We start from the raw sequence: 16550 nt of genomic DNA on the forward strand, positions 1-16550 counted from the left end.
AATCAGCTCCATTGGGTTCTCGACGTCCATTTCGCTGAGGATGGCAACCGCTCGCGCTGTGACCACGCCCCCGAGAATCTCGCCATTCTGCGCAGACTCGCCCTCAATGTTCTGCGAACCCACCCGGATCGCGCTTCCCTACGGCGTAAAATCAAGCGCGCTGGCTGGGACAACGCATTCCTCTTGGCCACCCTCAGCCATATGCGATAGTCCTGCACAACAAGGGGAGAGGAGTGCTACGGAGCGCGCGGTGTAGAGTGGAATTACTTCCTCACCTTCGGATCGATTGGCGTGGTGCCGCGCAGACCCAGAATATCCTCCAGCACCTTCGCGCCCGCGAGCACCTGCGCATCGCCCCTTGGTGCACCGACCACCTGCACCCCGACCGGCAGGCCCGACGCCGTGAAGCCGCATGGCAGCGACAGCGAGGGGCAGCAGGCGAGCGTGATGGCGTAGACGATGCCGAGCCACTCGACGTAATTGTCGAACCTTTTGCCGGCGCATTCGGCGACATAGCGGTGTTCGATCGGGAAGGGCGGCACGATCGTGGTCGGCGTCAGCAGCAAATCGTAGGTCTTGAAGAACTCGACCGCGCGCGCCGTCATGCCGACGCGCTGGGCCTCGGCGCGTTCGAGCTGCTCGACCGTCAGCTTGAGGCCTTCCTCGATGTTCCAGATCACCTCGGGCTTGAGCAGGTCGCGCTTGGTGCGCAGCAGATTGGCCTTGGTGATCGCGAAATCGAAGGCGCGCAGAACGTGGAAGCATTCATGCGCCTCGCGCCAGTCCGGATGCGCCTCCTCGACGATGGCGCCAGCCTCGGCAAAGCGTTCCGCCGCCTTGCGCGTGATCGCCTTCACCTCGGGATCGACAGGCGTGATGCCGAGATCGGGCGAATAGGCGATGCGCTTCGGCTTCTTGCCGGACTGAGCCGCCGACAGGAACGAGGTCGTGGGCGCCGGCAGCGACAGCGGATCGTCCGCATAATCGCCGCTCATCGCATCCAGAAGCAGCGCGAGGTCCTCGACGCTGCGCGCCATCGGGCCGACCACGCCGAGATTGCGATCGATGCCGGATTTGGGGGTATGTGCGACGCGGCCGATGCTCGGGCGCATGCCGACGACGCCGCAGAAAGCCGCGGGGCTGCGCAAGCTGCCGCCCATGTCGGAGCCCTGCGCCAGCCAGGCCATGCCGGTGGCGAGCGCCACGGCCGCGCCGCCGGAAGAGCCCGCCGCGGATTTTGAAGTATCCCAGGGGTTGAGGGTCGCGCCGAACACCTCGTTGAAGGTGTTGGCGCCAGCGCCGAATTCCGGCGTGTTGGATTTGGCGTAGACCACCGCGCCGTTGGCCTCGAGATTCTCGACCATGAGGTCGGACTTGGCGGGGATATTGTCCTTGAAGATCGGCGAGCCCTGCGTGTTCAACACGCCCGCAACGTCGGTCAGATCCTTGATCGGCACCGGCAGGCCCGCGAGCAGCCCCCGCGCGCCGGCGGGTTTCCGCATCAAGGCCTTGGCGTTGTCCCGCGCCCGATCGAAACACAGGGTCGGCAGTGCATTGACCTTGCCGTCGACCTCACTGATGCGCTTCTCCGCAACATCCAGCAGCTCGAGCGGCGATACATCGCCGGACCGCAGCTTGTCGACGACGGCGCAGGCGGTTTCACGGATCAGGTCTTGAGACAATTACTTTACTCCTGTGCTTATTGTGTTCGTCATTGCGAGGAGCGAAGCGACGAAGCAGTCCAGAGTCCCTCCGCGGCAACAATCTGGATTGCTTCGCTTCGCTCGCAATGATGCGGATAGAGTTAGCCCCAGCCAGCGCTGATGCCGCCGTCCACCGTGTAGATCACGCCCGACGTATAGCCGGCGCGGTCCGATGCCAGGAACGCCATGAGATCGCCGATCTCGCGCGCATGCGCGGGACGGCCGAGCGGCAGGCTCTTCTGGAATTCCTTGTAGCGGCTCTCGTCGCCGAACTGGTGCTTGGCCCGCGTCTTGAGCAGGGTGACGTGGCGATCGGTGCCGACGGGGCCGGGATTGATGCCGACCACGCGGATGTTGTCGGCGAGACTTTTTCCGCCGAGCGCGCGGGTGAAGGCCATCAACGCGGCATTGCCGGCGCTGCCGCAGATGTAATTGGCGTCAAACTTTTCGCCGGCTGCGCCGATATCGTTGACGATCACGCCGCCGCCCTTCGCCTTCATCTGCGCGTAGATCTGCCGCGTCAGGTTGATATAGCCGAACACCTTCAATTCCCAGGCGTGACGCCAGGTCGCCTCGTCGATCTTGTCGATCGAGCCGCCGGGGATGTCGCCCGCATTGTTGACGAGCACGTCGATGTCGGCGGCTTTCTTCGCAAGCCGCGCCAGATCCTCGGCCTTGCGAAGATCGACGATGCTCGTTGCGGCATCGATCTGGTGGGCGGAACGCAGGCGCTCGGCCAGCGTCTTGAGCTGGTCGCCGTTGCGGGCGGCGAGCAGGAGGTGCGCGCCTTCCTCGGCAAACGCTTCGGCGGCGGCGGCGCCAATGCCCTTGGACGCGCCGGTGATCAGGACGCGCTTGCCGCGCAGATGCAGATCCATGAGGGTACTCGCAGGATAGGAACAGGATGAAATCAGTAGGCGCTTGGCCGCGCCATGGTCAACATTGCAGTGCAGCGTTGCACTGCCGCTGCGTTTGGTCCATTGCAATGCGGTCAAAAGGCGGCGACTGCCGGACCAACCAAGGACGTTCTCGATGAGCAAGAAACAATACCGGATCGCGGTCATTCCCGGCGACGGCATCGGCAAGGAAGTGATGCCCGAGGGCCTGCGCGTCCTGGAGGCCGCGGCGAAGAAGCATGGGATCTCCCTGCAATTCGACCATTTCGACTTCTCGTCCTGGGACTATTACGAGAAGCACGGCCAGATGATGCCTGACGACTGGAAGGAGAAGATCGGCAAGCACGATGCGATCTATTTCGGCGCGGTCGGCTGGCCGGCCAAGATCCCGGACCACGTCTCGCTATGGGGCTCGCTGATCAAGTTCCGCAGGGAGTTCGACCAGTACGTGAATTTGCGCCCGGTGCGGCTGATGCCTGGCGTGCCGTCGCCGCTGGCGGGCCGCAAGCCCGGCGATATCGATTTCTGGGTGGTGCGCGAGAACACCGAAGGTGAATATTCCTCCGTCGGCGGCCGCATGTTCCCCGACACCGACCGCGAGTTCGTCACCCAGCAGACGGTGATGACCCGCACCGGCGTCGACCGCATCCTGAAGTTCGCCTTCGAGCTCGCGCAGTCGCGGCCGAAGAAGCATTTGACCTCGGCGACCAAGTCCAACGGCATCTCCATCACCATGCCCTATTGGGACGAGCGCGTTGAAGCGATGGCGAAGAAGTTTCCGGGCGTGAAGTGGGACAAGTACCACATCGACATTCTCACCGCGAATTTCGTGCTGCATCCGGATTGGTTCGACGTCGTGGTCGGCTCCAATTTGTTCGGCGACATCCTCTCCGACCTCGGCCCGGCCTGCACCGGGACGATCGGCATCGCGCCGTCAGGCAATATCAACCCCGAGGGCGATTTCCCCTCGGTGTTCGAGCCGGTGCACGGCTCGGCGCCTGATATCGCCGGCCAAGGCATCGCCAACCCGATCGGCGCGATCTGGTCGGGCGCCATGATGCTCGAGCATCTCGGCGAGAAGGAAGCCGGCCAATCGATCGTCGAGGCGATCGAGCGCACGCTGGCCGAACGGACGCTCCGCACCAAGGACCTCGGCGGCAACGCCGACACCACGGCCTGCGGCAAGGCTGTCGCGGATATGGTGGATTGAGGCTCTTTACCCTCTCCCTTGTGGGAGAGGGTGGCTCGCCGCGTAGCGGCGAGACGGGTGAGGGGTATCTCTCCGCGGAGTTAAACCTCTCAAAAATTTTTCGCGGCACGAACCCCTCATCCGGCGCTTCGCGCCACCTTCTCCCACAAGGGGAGAAGGGAAGAGAGGCGTGCCCCGCGCCTTTCAGCCAGCGATGTTCTCGATCGCGGCCTGATCCAGCCCGAACTTCTTCCCGGCCTCGATGATCTCCTGCCAGGTGGTCGGATCGACCGGAATGCCTTCGGCAAGGCGCTTCTCCTTGGTCTCGCGCTCGGGCTCGCCGGCGATTCTGACCTTGTCGACGCCGGGGGCAGGCGGCGAGCCGGTTTGCCAGGCAACAAAACTCTCGACTTCGCGCGAGAGGTTTTCGCCGGTGCCGAGCTTGCCGGGATCGATGACGATCGAGAGCATGCCGTTGAGGACGTTGTACTTGCCGTCGGAGGGGCCCTTGACCACCTGCCCGCCGGAGAGCGCGCCGCCGAGGATTTCGCACACGAGCGCGAGCCCCGAGCCCTTGTGCTCGCCGAACGGCAGGATCGCGCCATGCGGCGGGATCACGGTGTAGCGCGGGTTGGTGGTGGGCTTGCCTTCATTGTCGATGATGGTGCCTGGCTCCAGCGCGACGCCCTTGTTGTGGGCGACGCGGGTTTTGCCCTGCGCGATCCGGCTGGTGGCGAAGTCGAGCACGATCGGGTCCTTGCCGGCGCGCGGGATGCCGACGCAGAACGGGTTGGTGCCGTGGCGCGCATCGCTGCCGCCCCAGGGCGCCACGATCGGGCGGGAAATGACGTTGACGAAGTGGATCGAGACCAATCCGTGGTCGATGCACTGCTCAGCCCAGTGGCCGATGCGACCGATGTGATGCGAATTGGAGAGGCCGACGAGGCACACGCCGTTTCGCTTAGCGCGTTCGGCTGCCAGCTCCATGGCTTCATGACCGATCACCTGGCCGTAGCCGGTGAGGCCGTCGAGGGTGAGGAGCGGCCCCGTGTCGAGCACGATCTTGACGTGCGCGTTCACGGCGAGGCCACCATTGGTGACGCTCTGGACATAGCGCGGGATCATGCCGACGCCGTGGGAGTCATGGCCCTTGAGGTTGGCCTCGACCAGATTGGTGGCCACGAGCTCGGCTTCGCGGTCCGAAGACCCGCCCGCCTTGACGATGGCGCGGATGGCGTTGGTGAGCGGCTCTGCCTTGATGGTGCGATAGTCGGCCATTGTTATTGCTCTTATCCTTTCACAATTTGGCGGGGAGCGTAGGGTGGGTTAGCCGAAGGCGTAACCCACCACTTCTGTCTCCGCGGAAACTAAAGAGGTGGGTTACGCCTCGCAGATGCGCTTTGCGCACCTGCAAGGCTAACCCACCCTACGAATTCACGATGCGGCGGCAATGAACCAATGCGGCTTCAATCAGGTTCTCGCTCGCCTCCGGCGTGCGGAAGGCGGAATGCGCCGACAGCGTCACGTTCGGCAGTTTTGTCAGCGGATGATCGCCGGGCAGAGGCTCGGTGTTGAAGACGTCGAGGCCGGCATGGCGGATGTGGCCGGATTTCAGCGCGTCGATCATCGCCTGCTCGTCGACGATCGCGGCGCGGGCGGTGTTGACGAAGATGACGCCCGGCTTCATCTTTGCGATCTTGTCGCGCGTGATCATGCCGCGCGTCTCGTCGTTGAGCAGCAGGTGCAGCGACACGACGTCGCTCCTTGCCAGCAGGCTCTCGAGATCGGTGAATTCCACGCCCGGATGGCTCTTCGGCGAGCGATTCCAGGCGATCACCTTCATGCCGCTGCCGGACGCAATGCGCGCGACCTCGGCGGCGATGCCGCCGAAGCCGATCAGGCCGAGCGTCTTGCCGGTGAGCTGCATACCGTCTTCGCGCAGCCAGTTGCCGCCGCGCATCTCGCGATCCATCATCGCGATGACGCGGGCCGAGGCCCACATCAGCGCGATTGCGGATTCAGCGACCGCGGTGTCGCCATAGCCCTTGATCAGGTGCACGGAGATGCCGAGTTCTGACAGCTCCTCCGGGTTCATGTAGCTGCGCGCGCCGGTGCCGAGGAACACGACGTGCTTCAGCCCCGCACATTTCTTCGCCACCTCGGTCGGCAGCGCGGTGTGATCGACGATGGCGATCTCGGCGCCGTCGAGGATTTCAGGGTATTGCTCGGGCTTGATATCGGGATCCCTGTGGATCCGTACCTTGGGATCCCCGGGCTTCTCCAGCCGTTCCATGATCACGGCAAGCGCTTCATTGGCGTCGACGAAAACTCCGCGCATGGCTCTCTCCGGTCAGGACGCGACGCCGGCGATCGCCAGCACGGTATGCATGAGAACGTTGGTGCCGGCAGTGCAGTCGCCCTGCGTGGCATCCTCCAGCTCGTTGTGGCTGATGCCGTCCTTGCAGGGCACGAACACCATCGCCGCCGGCATGATCGTGTTGAGGTTGCAGGCGTCGTGGCCGGCGCCGGAGGTGATGCGGCGCGAGGAATAACCGAGCGTCTTTGCCGCGTTCTCGACTGCCGAGATCAGCTTGGGATCGAAATGCGTCGGCGGCTTGCGCCAGACCAGGTCGATCTTGACCTCGACCTTGCGGCGCGCGGCGATTTCGGCAATCGCGGCGCGCAGATCGCGATCGAGCGCGTCCATGATGGCGCCGTCCGCGCTGCGGCAATCCATGGTGAAGGCGATCTCGCCGGGAATGACGTTGCGCGAGGGATTTGCGATCACGGCTTCGCCGATGGTGCCGACCGCGTTCGGGCCGTGCTTCTTCGCGATGGATTCCATCGCCAGCACGATCTCCGACAACGTCGCCAGCGCGTCGCGCCGCAGCGGCATCGGCGTCGATCCGGCATGGCTCTCGAAACCGGAGATCTTGCCGTCGTACCACAGCACGCCCTGGCCGGAATCGACCACGCCGATGGTCTTGCCTTCGGCCTCCAAAATCGGGCCCTGCTCGATATGCAGCTCGACGAAACAGCCGAGCTTCTGGAAGCCGACCGGCTTGTCGCCGCGATAGCCGATGCTGTCCAGCGCCTGGCCGACGGTCGTGCCCTCGGCGTCCTTGCGCGACAAAATGTCGTCGGTGGTGAAGTCGCCGACATAGGCGGCGGAGGCCATCATCGCGGGTGCGAAGCGCGAGCCTTCCTCGTTGGTCCAGTTGACGACGCAGATCGGCGCTTCGGTCTCGATGCCGGCATCGTTCAGCGTGCGGATCACTTCAAGTGCGCCGAGCGTGCCCAGAATGCCGTCATACTTGCCGCCGGTCGGCTGGGTGTCGAGATGCGAGCCGATGCCGACGGGCGGCTTCGACATGTCGCGGCCCTTGCGCAGGCCGAACTGTGAGCCGAGCGCGTCGGTGTGCACTTCGAGCCCGGCGTCCTCGCATGCCTTGCGGAACCAGTCGCGCACCAGCTTGTCTTCGCTGCTCAGTGTCAGCCGCCGCACGCCGCCTTTGGCCGTCGCGCCGAATTGCGCGGTCTCGTGGATGGAGCCCCAGAGGCGGGCGGAATCGATTTGCAGATTGGTGGCGGCTCGGCTCATGCGGTGGGGTCTCTCGATTGTCCGGCGCCTTTTTCAATGACGCGCCAGCGCGGGCGCGTCAACTGCGAGGCTGCTCTGCGCAATCTGCCGTGCAAGCTCGGCGACGCGCTCCACGGCGACGACGTCGGGCGAGGCGAGCCAGCTCGCGGTGAACGTCAGCGGTGCGATCGCAAGATCGGTGTCGAGCAGCTGCAGCCGCCCGTCGGCGAGCTCGTTCTCGACGATCGCGTCGGGGATCACGGCGACGCCGAGGCCTTCGACCGCCATGTGGATGACGGTCGCGAGCGATGCGGACGCGTGCAGCCGGATCGGCGGCAGCTCCGGCCGGTCGAACACCTCGCGCACGACCTCGTAAGGCTTGGTCTTGCGCGGGAAGGTGATGATCGGAAACCGCGCAAGCTCCGCTGGTGTCACCCGGCCTTTGCCGAGGCCGAGCGAAGGGCTTGCGAGGAAGCCGATCGGGTAATCGGCGAGCACGCGATTATGCACGCCGGACGCCGACAGCGGTCCGACCACGAAGGCAAGCTCGATCTCCTGCGCGAGCAGGCGCGCGGTGAGGTTGGGCGTGATGTCGACCTCGATCTCCAGCGACAGGTTCGGATAGACCTGGTTCACGCTCTTCACGAGGCGCGGCAGCCAGGTGTGCACGATGGTCTCGGCGACGCCGAGCCGCATCACGCCCCGCATCGCCGAACGATCGCCGATCTCCGCCATCATCTGGGCGCGCAGGCCGATCAGCTTCTCGGCATAGACCATCATCTGCCGGCCGCTCGGTGTCGGCGAGGCGACGCGGTGGTCGCGGTTGAGGAGCTTCACGCCCATCTCGCGCTCGAGCTGGGCAATGCGCTGGGAGATCGCCGGCTGAGTCGTGTTGAGCCGTGCTGCGGCGCCGCGGAAGCTGCCGAGCTTTACGACCCAGAGAAAAGTCTCGATCGACCTGAAGTCCAGCATTGGAAGGATTTTCCTCGTCGATAAAATGAATTTATCGATATCGATTAGAAAGGACGATTAGACTTTATAGCACGCTTGGTGTTGGCTGTCTTTGTCGAGTTTATAGGCAGGTCGATTACATGACTGTTTTGGTGGCAGTGCAGCAAACTGAAACGCCCGACGCCCTTCCGAGCCGCAAGGCGCGGCTTGCCTATCGGCAAGGGCTGGTCGCCTCCACCGCCGGCGTCGCCCCCGGCTTCGTCCAGGGCAATCTGGCGATCCTGCCGGCGGAATATGCCAGCGCCTTTCATCGCTTTTGCCAGCTCAATCCGAAGCCGTGCCCGATCATCGGCATGTCCGATGTCGGCAGTCCTTTCGTCCCTTCGCTCGGCGTCGATCTGGACATCCGTACCGACGTGCCGCGCTACCGGGTCTGGCGCGACGGCGAGGTCGTCGACGAGCCGACCGATGTGACGAAGCATTGGCGCGATGATCTCGTGACCTTCGTGCTCGGCTGCTCCTTCTCGTTCGAGGAAGCCTTGCTCGACGAGGGCATGCCGATCCGGCACATCGAGCGCAATGTGCGCGTGCCGATGTATCGTACCAACATCGCCTGCGGCGAGGCCGGTCCGTTCGCCGGTCCCATGGTGGTCTCGATGCGTCCGTTCAAGCCGGCGGATGCGATCCGCGCGGTGCAGATCACCTCGCGCTATCCCGCCGTGCACGGCGCGCCCGTCCATCTCGGCCATCCGCATCTGATCGGCATCAAGGACATCGCCAAGCCGGACTACGGCGATCCGGTGCCGGTCGCCGACGACGAGATTCCGGTGTTCTGGGCCTGCGGCGTGACGCCGCAATCGGTGATCAACGCCGCCAAGCTTCCGTTCGCGATCACGCATTCGCCCGGCCTGATGCTGGTGACGGATCTCAAGAACAGGACCATGGCCGTGATTTAGTGGGCAGCGTTTGCTGCTTCTTCGGGCTTTACCGCATCCATCAATCGCTTCATCCGATCAGACGAAATACAGTAACAGGGGACTTTGCCATGACGATCACTCGCCGCGACGTGTTGTTGGGAGCCACCGCGACCGCTGCACTTGTGCCGCTGGCGGCGCGCGCACAGACTTCGGAAGTCGTGATCGGCGTCATCTATCCGTTCTCCGGCGGTAGCGCGCAGCAGGGCGTCGACGCGCAGAAGGCCTATGAGACCGCGCTCGAGGTCATCAATAAGGACACCGATTTCGACCTGCCGCTGGCGAAGGGCGAGGGCCTGCCGGGCCTCGGCGGCGCCAAAGTCCGCCTCGTGTTCGCCGATCACCAGGCCGATCCGCAGAAGGGCCGCGCCGAAGCCGAGCGCCTGATCACGCAGGAGAAGGTCTCCGCCATCATCGGCACCTATCAGAGCGCCGTCGCCGTCACCGTCAGCCAGATCTGCGAGCGCTACCAGGTCCCCTTCGTGTCCGCCGACAACTCCTCGCCGAGCCTGCATCGCCGCGGCCTGAAGTATTATTTCCGCGCCGCGCCGCATGATGAGATGTATTCGGCCGCGATGTTCGACTTCTTCGATGCCATGAAGAAGAAGGGCACCAAGATCGAGACGCTGTCGCTGTTCCACGAGGACACCATCTTCGGCACCGATTCCGGCAACGCCCAGGCCAAGATCGCCGGCGAGCGCGCCTACAAGATCGTCACCGACATCAAGTATCGCGCCAACTCGCCCTCGCTCTCGGCCGAAGTGCAGCAGCTCAAGTCTGCGAATGCCGACGTGCTGATGCCCTCGAGCTACACCACCGACGGCATCCTCCTGGTCAAGACCATGGCCGAGCTCGGCTACAAGCCGAACGCGATCGTGGCGCAGGACGCCGGCTTCTCCGAGAAGGCGCTGTACGATGCCGTCGGCGACAAGCTCGAAGGCGTGATTTCGCGCGGCACCTTCTCGCTCGACCTCGCGCAGAAGCGCCCGATGGTCGGCAAGATCAACGAGATGTTCAAGACGCGGTCGGGCAAGGACTTCAACGACCTCACCTCGCGCCAGTTCATGGGCCTGATCATCCTTGCCGACGCCATCAGCCGCGCCAAGTCGACCGACGGCGAGAAGATCCGTGATGCGCTGGCCGCGACCGACATCCCGGGCGAGCAGACCATCATGCCCTGGAAGCGCGTCAAGTTCGACGAGATGGGCCAGAACAACGACGCCGACCCGGTTCTGCTGCAGTATATCGGCGGCAAGTTCGTCACCATCTTCCCGCCGCAGGCCGCGATCGCGGAAGCGGTCTGGCCGATGAAGTAAGACTGGACGCGGGAGCTCAGATGCAGCTCCCGCCCTCATCCTGAGAAGCGGGCGTAGCCCGCGTCTCGAAGGACGAGGGCTGGGCCATCCTTCGAGACGCGCGCTTGTGCGCGCTCCTCGGGATGAGGATCTATTTCGGGGGACAGACTTTTGACAGCCCAAGCCATTATCCAGAGTCTTGCCAGCGGCCTCCTGATGGGCCTGCTGTACGGACTGATCGCGGTCGGCCTCGCGCTGATCTTCGGCCTGATGGACGTCACGAACTTCGCCCATGGCGAGTTCCTGATGATCGCGATGTATCTGTCCTTCTTCCTGTTCGCGTTCTTCGCGATCGACCCCTTGCTGTCGGCGCCGTTGGTCGCCGCGGCGCTCTTTATCTTCGGAGCGGTGATCTACCTGCTCATTGTTCGCTTTGCCATGCGGGCCAAGGCCAACGCCGGCATGGTGCAGATCTTCACCACCTTCGGCCTTGCCATCGTGATGCGGGGCCTGGCGCAGTTCTTCTTCACGCCGGATTATCGCAGCATTCCGCAATCCTGGCTCGGCGGCAAAACCATCTCGGTCGCCGGCATCTTCCTGCCGGAGCCGCAGCTGGTCGGCGCGCTGGTCTCGATCCTCGCTTTTGCCGGCCTCTACTTCTTCATCCACCGCACCGATTTCGGCCGCGCGCTGGAAGCCACCCGTGAAGATCCCGGTGCGGTCGCGCTGGTCGGCATCGACAAGAACCGCGTGTTCGCGTTCGGCTGGGGCCTTGGTGCCGCGCTGGTCGGTCTCGCCGGAGCGATCATGGCAAGCTTCTTCTATATCTATCCCGATGTCGGCGCGTCCTTTGCGCTGATCGCCTATGTCACGGTGGCGCTCGGCGGCTTCGGCAGCGTGTTCGGCGCCTTTGCCGGCGGCATCATCGTCGGCCTCGTCGAGGCGGTCACCGCGCTGGTGCTGCCGCCGTCGCTGAAATCGGTCGGCATCTACGCGGTTTACCTGCTGGTCGTCTTCATCCGGCCGCGCGGCCTGTTCGGATCGATCTGATGGACAAGGATTTTGCAGCGCGGCGCCGCCGCGACCTCATCATCGCCGCGGTGCTCGCCGTGATTGCCGCGCTGACGCCATTGTTCGTGAAGGACGTCGTCGTCCAGAACATCCTGATCCTGACCCTGATGTATGCGGGACTGTCGCAGAGCTGGAACATCCTGTCCGGCTATTGCGGGCAGATCTCGCTCGGGCACGCGCTGTATTTCGGCCTGGGTGCCTACACCACCGAGCTGCTGTTCACGAAGTTCGGCGTGCTGCCTTGGTTCGGCATGCTGGCGGGCGGCGTGGTGTCGGCGCTGATCGCGATGGGGCTCGGTTATCCCTTCTTCCGCCTGCGCGGCCATTACTTCGTGATCGCCACCATCGTCATCGCCGAGATCGGCTTGCTTCTGTTCCACAACTGGGAATGGGCCGGCGCCGCGATGGGCATCACCATCCCGATCCGCGGCGACAGCTGGCTGAAATTCCAGTTCCTGCGCACCAAGCTGCCGTACTTCTATTTCGCGCTGGCGCTGTGCTGCCTCGCCTGGTTCGTCACCTGGTGGCTGGAGAACTCCAAATGGGGATTCTGGTGGCGTGCGGTGAAGGACAATCCGGAGGCGGCCGAAAGCCTCGGTGTCGACGTCTTCAATTCCAAGATGGGCGCGGCCGCCGTCTCCGCCTTCCTGGTCGCGGTGGGTGGCAGCTTCTATGCCCAGTTCGTCTCCTACATCGATCCTGAAAGCGTCATGGGCTTCCAGTTTTCGCTCTTGATGGCGCTGCCCGCCGTGCTCGGCGGCATCGGCACCCTGTGGGGCCCGGTGCTCGGCGCCGCCATTCTGATCCCGCTGACGGAGCTGACCCGCTTCAAGTTCGGCGGCTCCGGGCGCGGTGTCGACCTCATCGTCTATGGCACGCTGATCGTCCTCATCTCGCTGGCCTTGCCGCGGGGACTGCTCAGCCTGTTCTCACGCCCGAAGAAGACGGGGGCCGCACGATGACCGCGCTTCTTGAAACCCGCGGCGTCTGGCAGCGGTTCGGCGGCCTCGTCGCCAACAGCGACGTCTCGATCTCGGTCGGCCGCGGTGAGATCGTCGGCCTGATCGGCCCGAACGGCGCCGGCAAGTCGACGCTGTTCAATCTCATCGCCGGCGTTCTGCCGCCGACGCAAGGCTCGATTCTATTCGACGGCGAGGACGTCACCCACATGCCGGCGGCCGAGCGCTGCCAGCGCGGTGTCGGCCGCACCTTCCAGGTGGTCAAGAGCTTCGAGACCATGACCGTCATCGACAACGTCATCGTCGGTGCGCTCGTGCGCAACACGGTAATGCGCGAGGCCCGTCGCAAGGCGCATGAGGTGTTGGAATTCACCGGCCTTGCCGCGCGTGCCGACGTGCTCGCGAGCGACCTCGTGCCGGCCGAGAAACGCCGGCTCGAAGTCGCCCGTGCGCTCGCGACCGAGCCGAAACTGCTGCTGCTCGACGAAGTCCTCACCGGCCTGACGCCGACCGAGGCGCAGACCGGTGTCGCGCTGGTGCGCAAGGTGCGCGATGCCGGCATCACCGTGTTGATGGTCGAGCATGTCATGGAAATCGTGATGCCGCTGGTCGACCGCGCCATCGTGCTCGATCTCGGCAAGGTGCTGGTCGAGGGCAAGCCCGCCGATGTCGTTCGCGATCCCAAGGTGATCAGCGCATATCTGGGAGATCGTCATGCTGTCGGTGCGTGAAGTCACGACCGCCTATCAGGGCCTGGTCGCGATCTCCTCGATCTCGATCGAGGTTCAGAAGGGCGAGATCGTCTGCGTCGCCGGCGCCAATGGCGCGGGCAAGTCGACGCTGCTCAAATCCATCGCCGGTGCCGAGCGTCCGCGTTCGGGCACCGTGACGTTCGACGGCAAGCGCCTCGACGGCATGGCGCAGCACCACATCACCGCGACCGGCATTGCCTATGTGCCGGAGAATCGCCGCCTGTTCCCGCGCCTGTCGGTGCGCGACAATCTGCGTCTCGGCAGCTATCTCTACCGTGGCGAGGCGAACCGCGAAGGACCGCTCGATCTCGTCTTCCAGCTGTTTCCACGCCTGGCTGAACGCCTGGAGCAGCGCGCCGAAACGCTCAGCGGCGGCGAGCAGCAGATGCTGGCGATCGGCCGCGCGCTGATGACGCGCCCGCGCCTGTTGATGCTGGACGAGCCCTCGCAGGGCATCATGCCGAAACTGGTCGACGAGATTTTTCAGGCCGTAAAGCGCATCCGCGATGCGGGCATGACCGTTCTGATCGTCGAGCAGCGCATGGCCGAGTGTCTGGAGATCGCCGACCGCGCCTACATCCTGCAAACCGGCCGCGTGCTGATGCAGGGCCCCGCGGCTGAGATCAGGGGCAATCCCGACGTGAGGAAGGCGTATCTCGGATTGTAGCCGCTCGCTACGATCCCTATCCTGATTGTTTCTTGTTCCGGTTCTTGCTTGCGCCACGCAGCGTCGGCGCTGGTGCCGAGGGTTGCCCGAAGCCATTCATCTGAATGCAAGAGAGCAGGTCGACATAGCTTTCGATACCACCGGCGGAGGCCTCGGTGTAGCATTGGATGCGAATTGTCTCCGGCGTTGTCGTCCAGATGGACCCGAGCTGTTGCTGTGCGGTCTGCTCGTCGCTCATGCAGGCCTCGTAGGACTGCGGCTCGGTCAGCGACTTGTCGATCTCCTGAGTTGCCTTGCAGTTGGCCTCGACCTTGAGATCGGGGACGCCGCCGCGCCCGGACGTCTGGGCGTTTGCGGAAAGTGACAAGACAATAAAGCAGGCCACAGCGAGGAGGGCGCAGGATACTTTGAAATCCATGACAGTTCTCCTGGATCGATGAAACAACTCCTTCAGTCAATTACAGGGGGATCATGTGCTCGCGATCGCGGTGATGCAAATCAATTCCGGCAGTGTCAGACGGTGTCGTAGCCCGGATGAGCAAAGCGATATCCAAGGCCCTGGTCCCGCATATCGCTTTGCTCATGCGGGCTACGATCGTCTCGTTCCACGATCTCTGCCGTCATCCTGAGGTGCGCGCTCTTGCGCGCCTCGAAGGATGGGCCGCGAGCGCCTGTAGCCCATCCTTCGAGGCTTCACCTTGCGATGCGAATGCATCGCAAGGCTCGCACCTCAGGATGACGTCGGTGGGTGTGGCGGGCGGCCGTCGCCATATTCTCCGCAATGACGAGGTGAGAGCCGGGCTAATGCCCGTGCCCATGCTCCGGCAGCGTCACCCCGAACACCTTCACCAGATCGGCCACCTGCTCCGGCGACAGATAGCGCGGGTTCATCCCGCGCAGCAGCAGGTACAGCTTCGCCGTCTCCTCCAGCTCCTCCGTCGCGAACACCGCGGCCTCCAGCGTGTCGCCGGCAACCACCGGGCCGTGATTGGCGAGCAGCACCGATGAATATTTCCCCGCCAGCCCCTTGATCGCATCGGCGACCGCGGGATCGCCGGGGCGGTAGTACGGCACGAGTGCGGTGGCGCCGCATTTCATCAGATAATAGGCCGTCATCGGCGGCAGCGCGGCGCGCGGGTCGATCTCGGGCAGCATCGAGAGCGCGACCGAGTGTGTCGAATGCAGATGAACGATCGCGCGTGCACTGCCGCGCGTGTCATAGAGCGCGGTGTGCAGTGGAACTTCCTTGGTCGGGGCATCGCCCGACACCAGCTGGCCCTTCTCGTCGAGCCGCGACAGCTTCGCAGGATCGAGGAAGCCGAGCGAGGCATTGGTCGGCGTCACCAGCCAGCCGCCGCCGTCCAGCCGGACGCTGATATTGCCGGAGGAGCCGGGCGTCAGCCCGCGCTCGAACAGGGACCGTCCGAAGCGGCAGATATCCTCGCGCAGCCTTGTCTCGTTGCTGGTTTCGGTTCTCATGGCCGTCATGCCCGCTTGTCTCACGCTTTGGCAGCGCGGCCAAGCCGTGATATCGGTTCGCCGAGCCGCCGCAAAAGCCGGCCGTCCGGGAAACGTTCGCAAGGGTTAGTTGCATGTCCGCCTCCACGTCACAAAATCAGCGCATCGCGGTCATCGGGCTCGGCTCGATGGGTTTTGGCATGGCGACCTCGCTGAAGCGCGCCGGTCACGCCGTCACCGGCTGCGACGTTTCGGCCGAGGCGGTGGCGCGTTTCGTGAAGGATGGCGGTGCGGGTGCCAAAACGCCGGCCGAGGCGGCCAAGGGCGCGGACATCGTCGTCAGCGTCGTCGTCAATGCCGCGCAGACCGAAGCCGTCCTGTTCGGCAAGGATGGGGCCGCCGAGACCACGCCCGAAGGCAGCGTCTTCGTATCCTCCGCCACGATGGACCCGGACGTGGCGCGACGTCTTGCCAAGCAGCTGGAGGCAACCGGCCGGCATTATCTGGATGCTCCGATTTCCGGCGGAGCGCAGCGCGCCGCGCAAGGCGAGCTGACGATCCTCGCCTCCGGCAGTCCCACAGCGTTCGCGAAGGCACGGCCCGCGCTCGATGCCATGGCCGCGAAGCTCTACGAGCTCGGCGATGCCGCAGGCCAAGGTGCCGCCTTCAAGATGATTAACCAGCTGCTCGCCGGCGTGCACATCGCCGCCGCCTCGGAGGCGATGGCATTCGCCGCCAAGCAGGGTCTCGACATCCGCAAGGTCTATGAGGTGATCACGGCCTCCGCCGGCAATTCCTGGATGTTCGAGAACCGCATGCCGCACGTGCTGGACGGCGACTACACACCGCGCAGCGCGGTCGAGATTTTCGTCAAGGATCTCGGCATCATCCAGGACATGGCGCGCAGTGCCAGGTTCCCGGTGCCGGTCTCCGCTGCCGCACTCCAGATGTTTCTGATGACATCAGCCGCCGGCATGGGCCGGGACGACGACGCCTCGGTGGCGCGGATGTATGCGCAGGTCACAGGCGTCAAGCTGCCCGGCGACAAGTAACGA

Annotated in this window: 17 protein-coding genes; 9 read left to right on the forward strand and 8 right to left on the reverse strand. The window is 64.4% G+C overall.

Going from position 1 to position 16550, the window contains the following annotated elements; all coding sequences use genetic code 11:
- Positions 1-210 (forward strand): transposase (locus GGD65_RS28090; RefSeq protein ID WP_183236947.1); only part of this gene is annotated, 210 nt, incomplete at its 5' end.
- A gap of 53 nt (positions 211-263) precedes the next feature.
- On the opposite strand, the gene GGD65_RS28095 is transcribed toward GGD65_RS28090, so the two are convergent.
- Positions 264-1682, reverse strand: coding sequence for an amidase (locus tag GGD65_RS28095; protein ID WP_179740264.1), 1419 nt, complete (start codon positions 1680-1682; stop codon positions 264-266).
- Between the two features lie 122 nt (positions 1683-1804).
- Complete coding sequence (locus tag GGD65_RS28100) at positions 1805-2581, reverse strand: SDR family oxidoreductase (protein ID WP_183237302.1); 777 nt, start codon at positions 2579-2581, stop codon at positions 1805-1807.
- Positions 2582-2735: 154 nt separating this feature from the next.
- Between GGD65_RS28100 and GGD65_RS28105 the strand changes: the two genes are divergently transcribed.
- On the forward strand, positions 2736-3809 hold the full coding sequence (locus GGD65_RS28105; RefSeq protein ID WP_183237303.1) for a tartrate dehydrogenase: 1074 nt from the start codon (positions 2736-2738) through the stop codon (positions 3807-3809).
- Positions 3810-3992: 183 nt separating this feature from the next.
- On the opposite strand, the gene GGD65_RS28110 is transcribed toward GGD65_RS28105, so the two are convergent.
- From GGD65_RS28110 to GGD65_RS28125, 4 genes are all read right to left on the reverse strand, one after another.
- Positions 3993-5066 (reverse strand): malate/lactate/ureidoglycolate dehydrogenase, encoded by a 1074-nt coding sequence (locus GGD65_RS28110; protein ID WP_183237304.1) that lies wholly within the window; start codon positions 5064-5066, stop codon positions 3993-3995.
- Positions 5067-5214: 148 nt separating this feature from the next.
- A complete protein-coding gene (locus GGD65_RS28115) occupies positions 5215-6126 on the reverse strand; it encodes an NAD(P)-dependent oxidoreductase (RefSeq protein ID WP_183237305.1) in 912 nt (303 codons plus the stop codon).
- Positions 6127-6138: 12 nt separating this feature from the next.
- A complete protein-coding gene (locus tag GGD65_RS28120) occupies positions 6139-7389 on the reverse strand; it encodes a Zn-dependent hydrolase (RefSeq protein WP_018315614.1) in 1251 nt (416 codons plus the stop codon).
- A gap of 33 nt (positions 7390-7422) precedes the next feature.
- Positions 7423-8340 (reverse strand): LysR family transcriptional regulator, encoded by a 918-nt coding sequence (locus GGD65_RS28125; protein WP_018315615.1) that lies wholly within the window; start codon positions 8338-8340, stop codon positions 7423-7425.
- 119 nt (positions 8341-8459) lie between these two features.
- Here GGD65_RS28125 and GGD65_RS28130 point away from each other — a divergent pair, with 119 nt between their 5' ends.
- From GGD65_RS28130 to GGD65_RS28155, 6 genes are all read left to right on the forward strand, one after another.
- Entirely contained in the window at positions 8460-9275 is an 816-nt protein-coding gene (locus tag GGD65_RS28130; protein WP_179740045.1) for a putative hydro-lyase, read from the forward strand.
- 89 nt (positions 9276-9364) lie between these two features.
- Positions 9365-10609 (forward strand): ABC transporter substrate-binding protein, encoded by a 1245-nt coding sequence (locus GGD65_RS28135; RefSeq protein ID WP_026201530.1) that lies wholly within the window; start codon positions 9365-9367, stop codon positions 10607-10609.
- 195 nt (positions 10610-10804) lie between these two features.
- Positions 10805-11638 carry a branched-chain amino acid ABC transporter permease gene (locus tag GGD65_RS28140; protein WP_244550725.1) on the forward strand — a complete coding sequence of 278 codons (834 nt, stop codon included), beginning with the start codon at positions 10805-10807 and terminating at the stop codon, positions 11636-11638.
- Positions 11638-12621: a branched-chain amino acid ABC transporter permease gene (locus GGD65_RS28145; RefSeq protein WP_018315619.1), complete on the forward strand. Its 984-nt coding sequence runs from the start codon at positions 11638-11640 to the stop codon at positions 12619-12621. Before GGD65_RS28140 ends, GGD65_RS28145 begins: the two co-directional genes overlap by 1 nt.
- On the forward strand, positions 12618-13349 hold the full coding sequence (locus tag GGD65_RS28150; protein ID WP_018315620.1) for an ABC transporter ATP-binding protein: 732 nt from the start codon (positions 12618-12620) through the stop codon (positions 13347-13349). The genes GGD65_RS28145 and GGD65_RS28150 overlap by 4 nt, the downstream gene beginning before the upstream one ends.
- Positions 13333-14037, forward strand: coding sequence for an ABC transporter ATP-binding protein (locus tag GGD65_RS28155; protein ID WP_018315621.1), 705 nt, complete (start codon positions 13333-13335; stop codon positions 14035-14037). Before GGD65_RS28150 ends, GGD65_RS28155 begins: the two co-directional genes overlap by 17 nt.
- 16 nt (positions 14038-14053) lie before the next feature.
- Here GGD65_RS28155 and GGD65_RS28160 read toward each other — a convergent pair whose 3' ends face one another.
- Together GGD65_RS28160 and GGD65_RS28165 are read right to left on the reverse strand one after the other, a co-directional pair.
- The gene (locus GGD65_RS28160) at positions 14054-14455 is read right to left on the reverse strand and encodes a hypothetical protein (RefSeq protein WP_183237306.1); all 402 of its coding nucleotides are present in this window, start codon (positions 14453-14455) and stop codon (positions 14054-14056) included.
- Between the two features lie 383 nt (positions 14456-14838).
- On the reverse strand, positions 14839-15525 hold the full coding sequence (locus GGD65_RS28165; RefSeq protein WP_183237307.1) for an aldolase: 687 nt from the start codon (positions 15523-15525) through the stop codon (positions 14839-14841).
- A 104-nt stretch (positions 15526-15629) separates the two neighbouring features.
- Between GGD65_RS28165 and ltnD the strand changes: the two genes are divergently transcribed.
- On the forward strand, positions 15630-16547 hold the full coding sequence (gene ltnD / locus GGD65_RS28170; protein WP_183237308.1) for an L-threonate dehydrogenase: 918 nt from the start codon (positions 15630-15632) through the stop codon (positions 16545-16547).
- The last annotated feature ends 3 nt before the right edge of the window (positions 16548-16550 follow it).

The sequence above is a fragment of the Bradyrhizobium sp. CIR18 genome, from assembly GCF_014198295.1.
Lineage (GTDB): Bacteria > Pseudomonadota > Alphaproteobacteria > Rhizobiales > Xanthobacteraceae > Bradyrhizobium.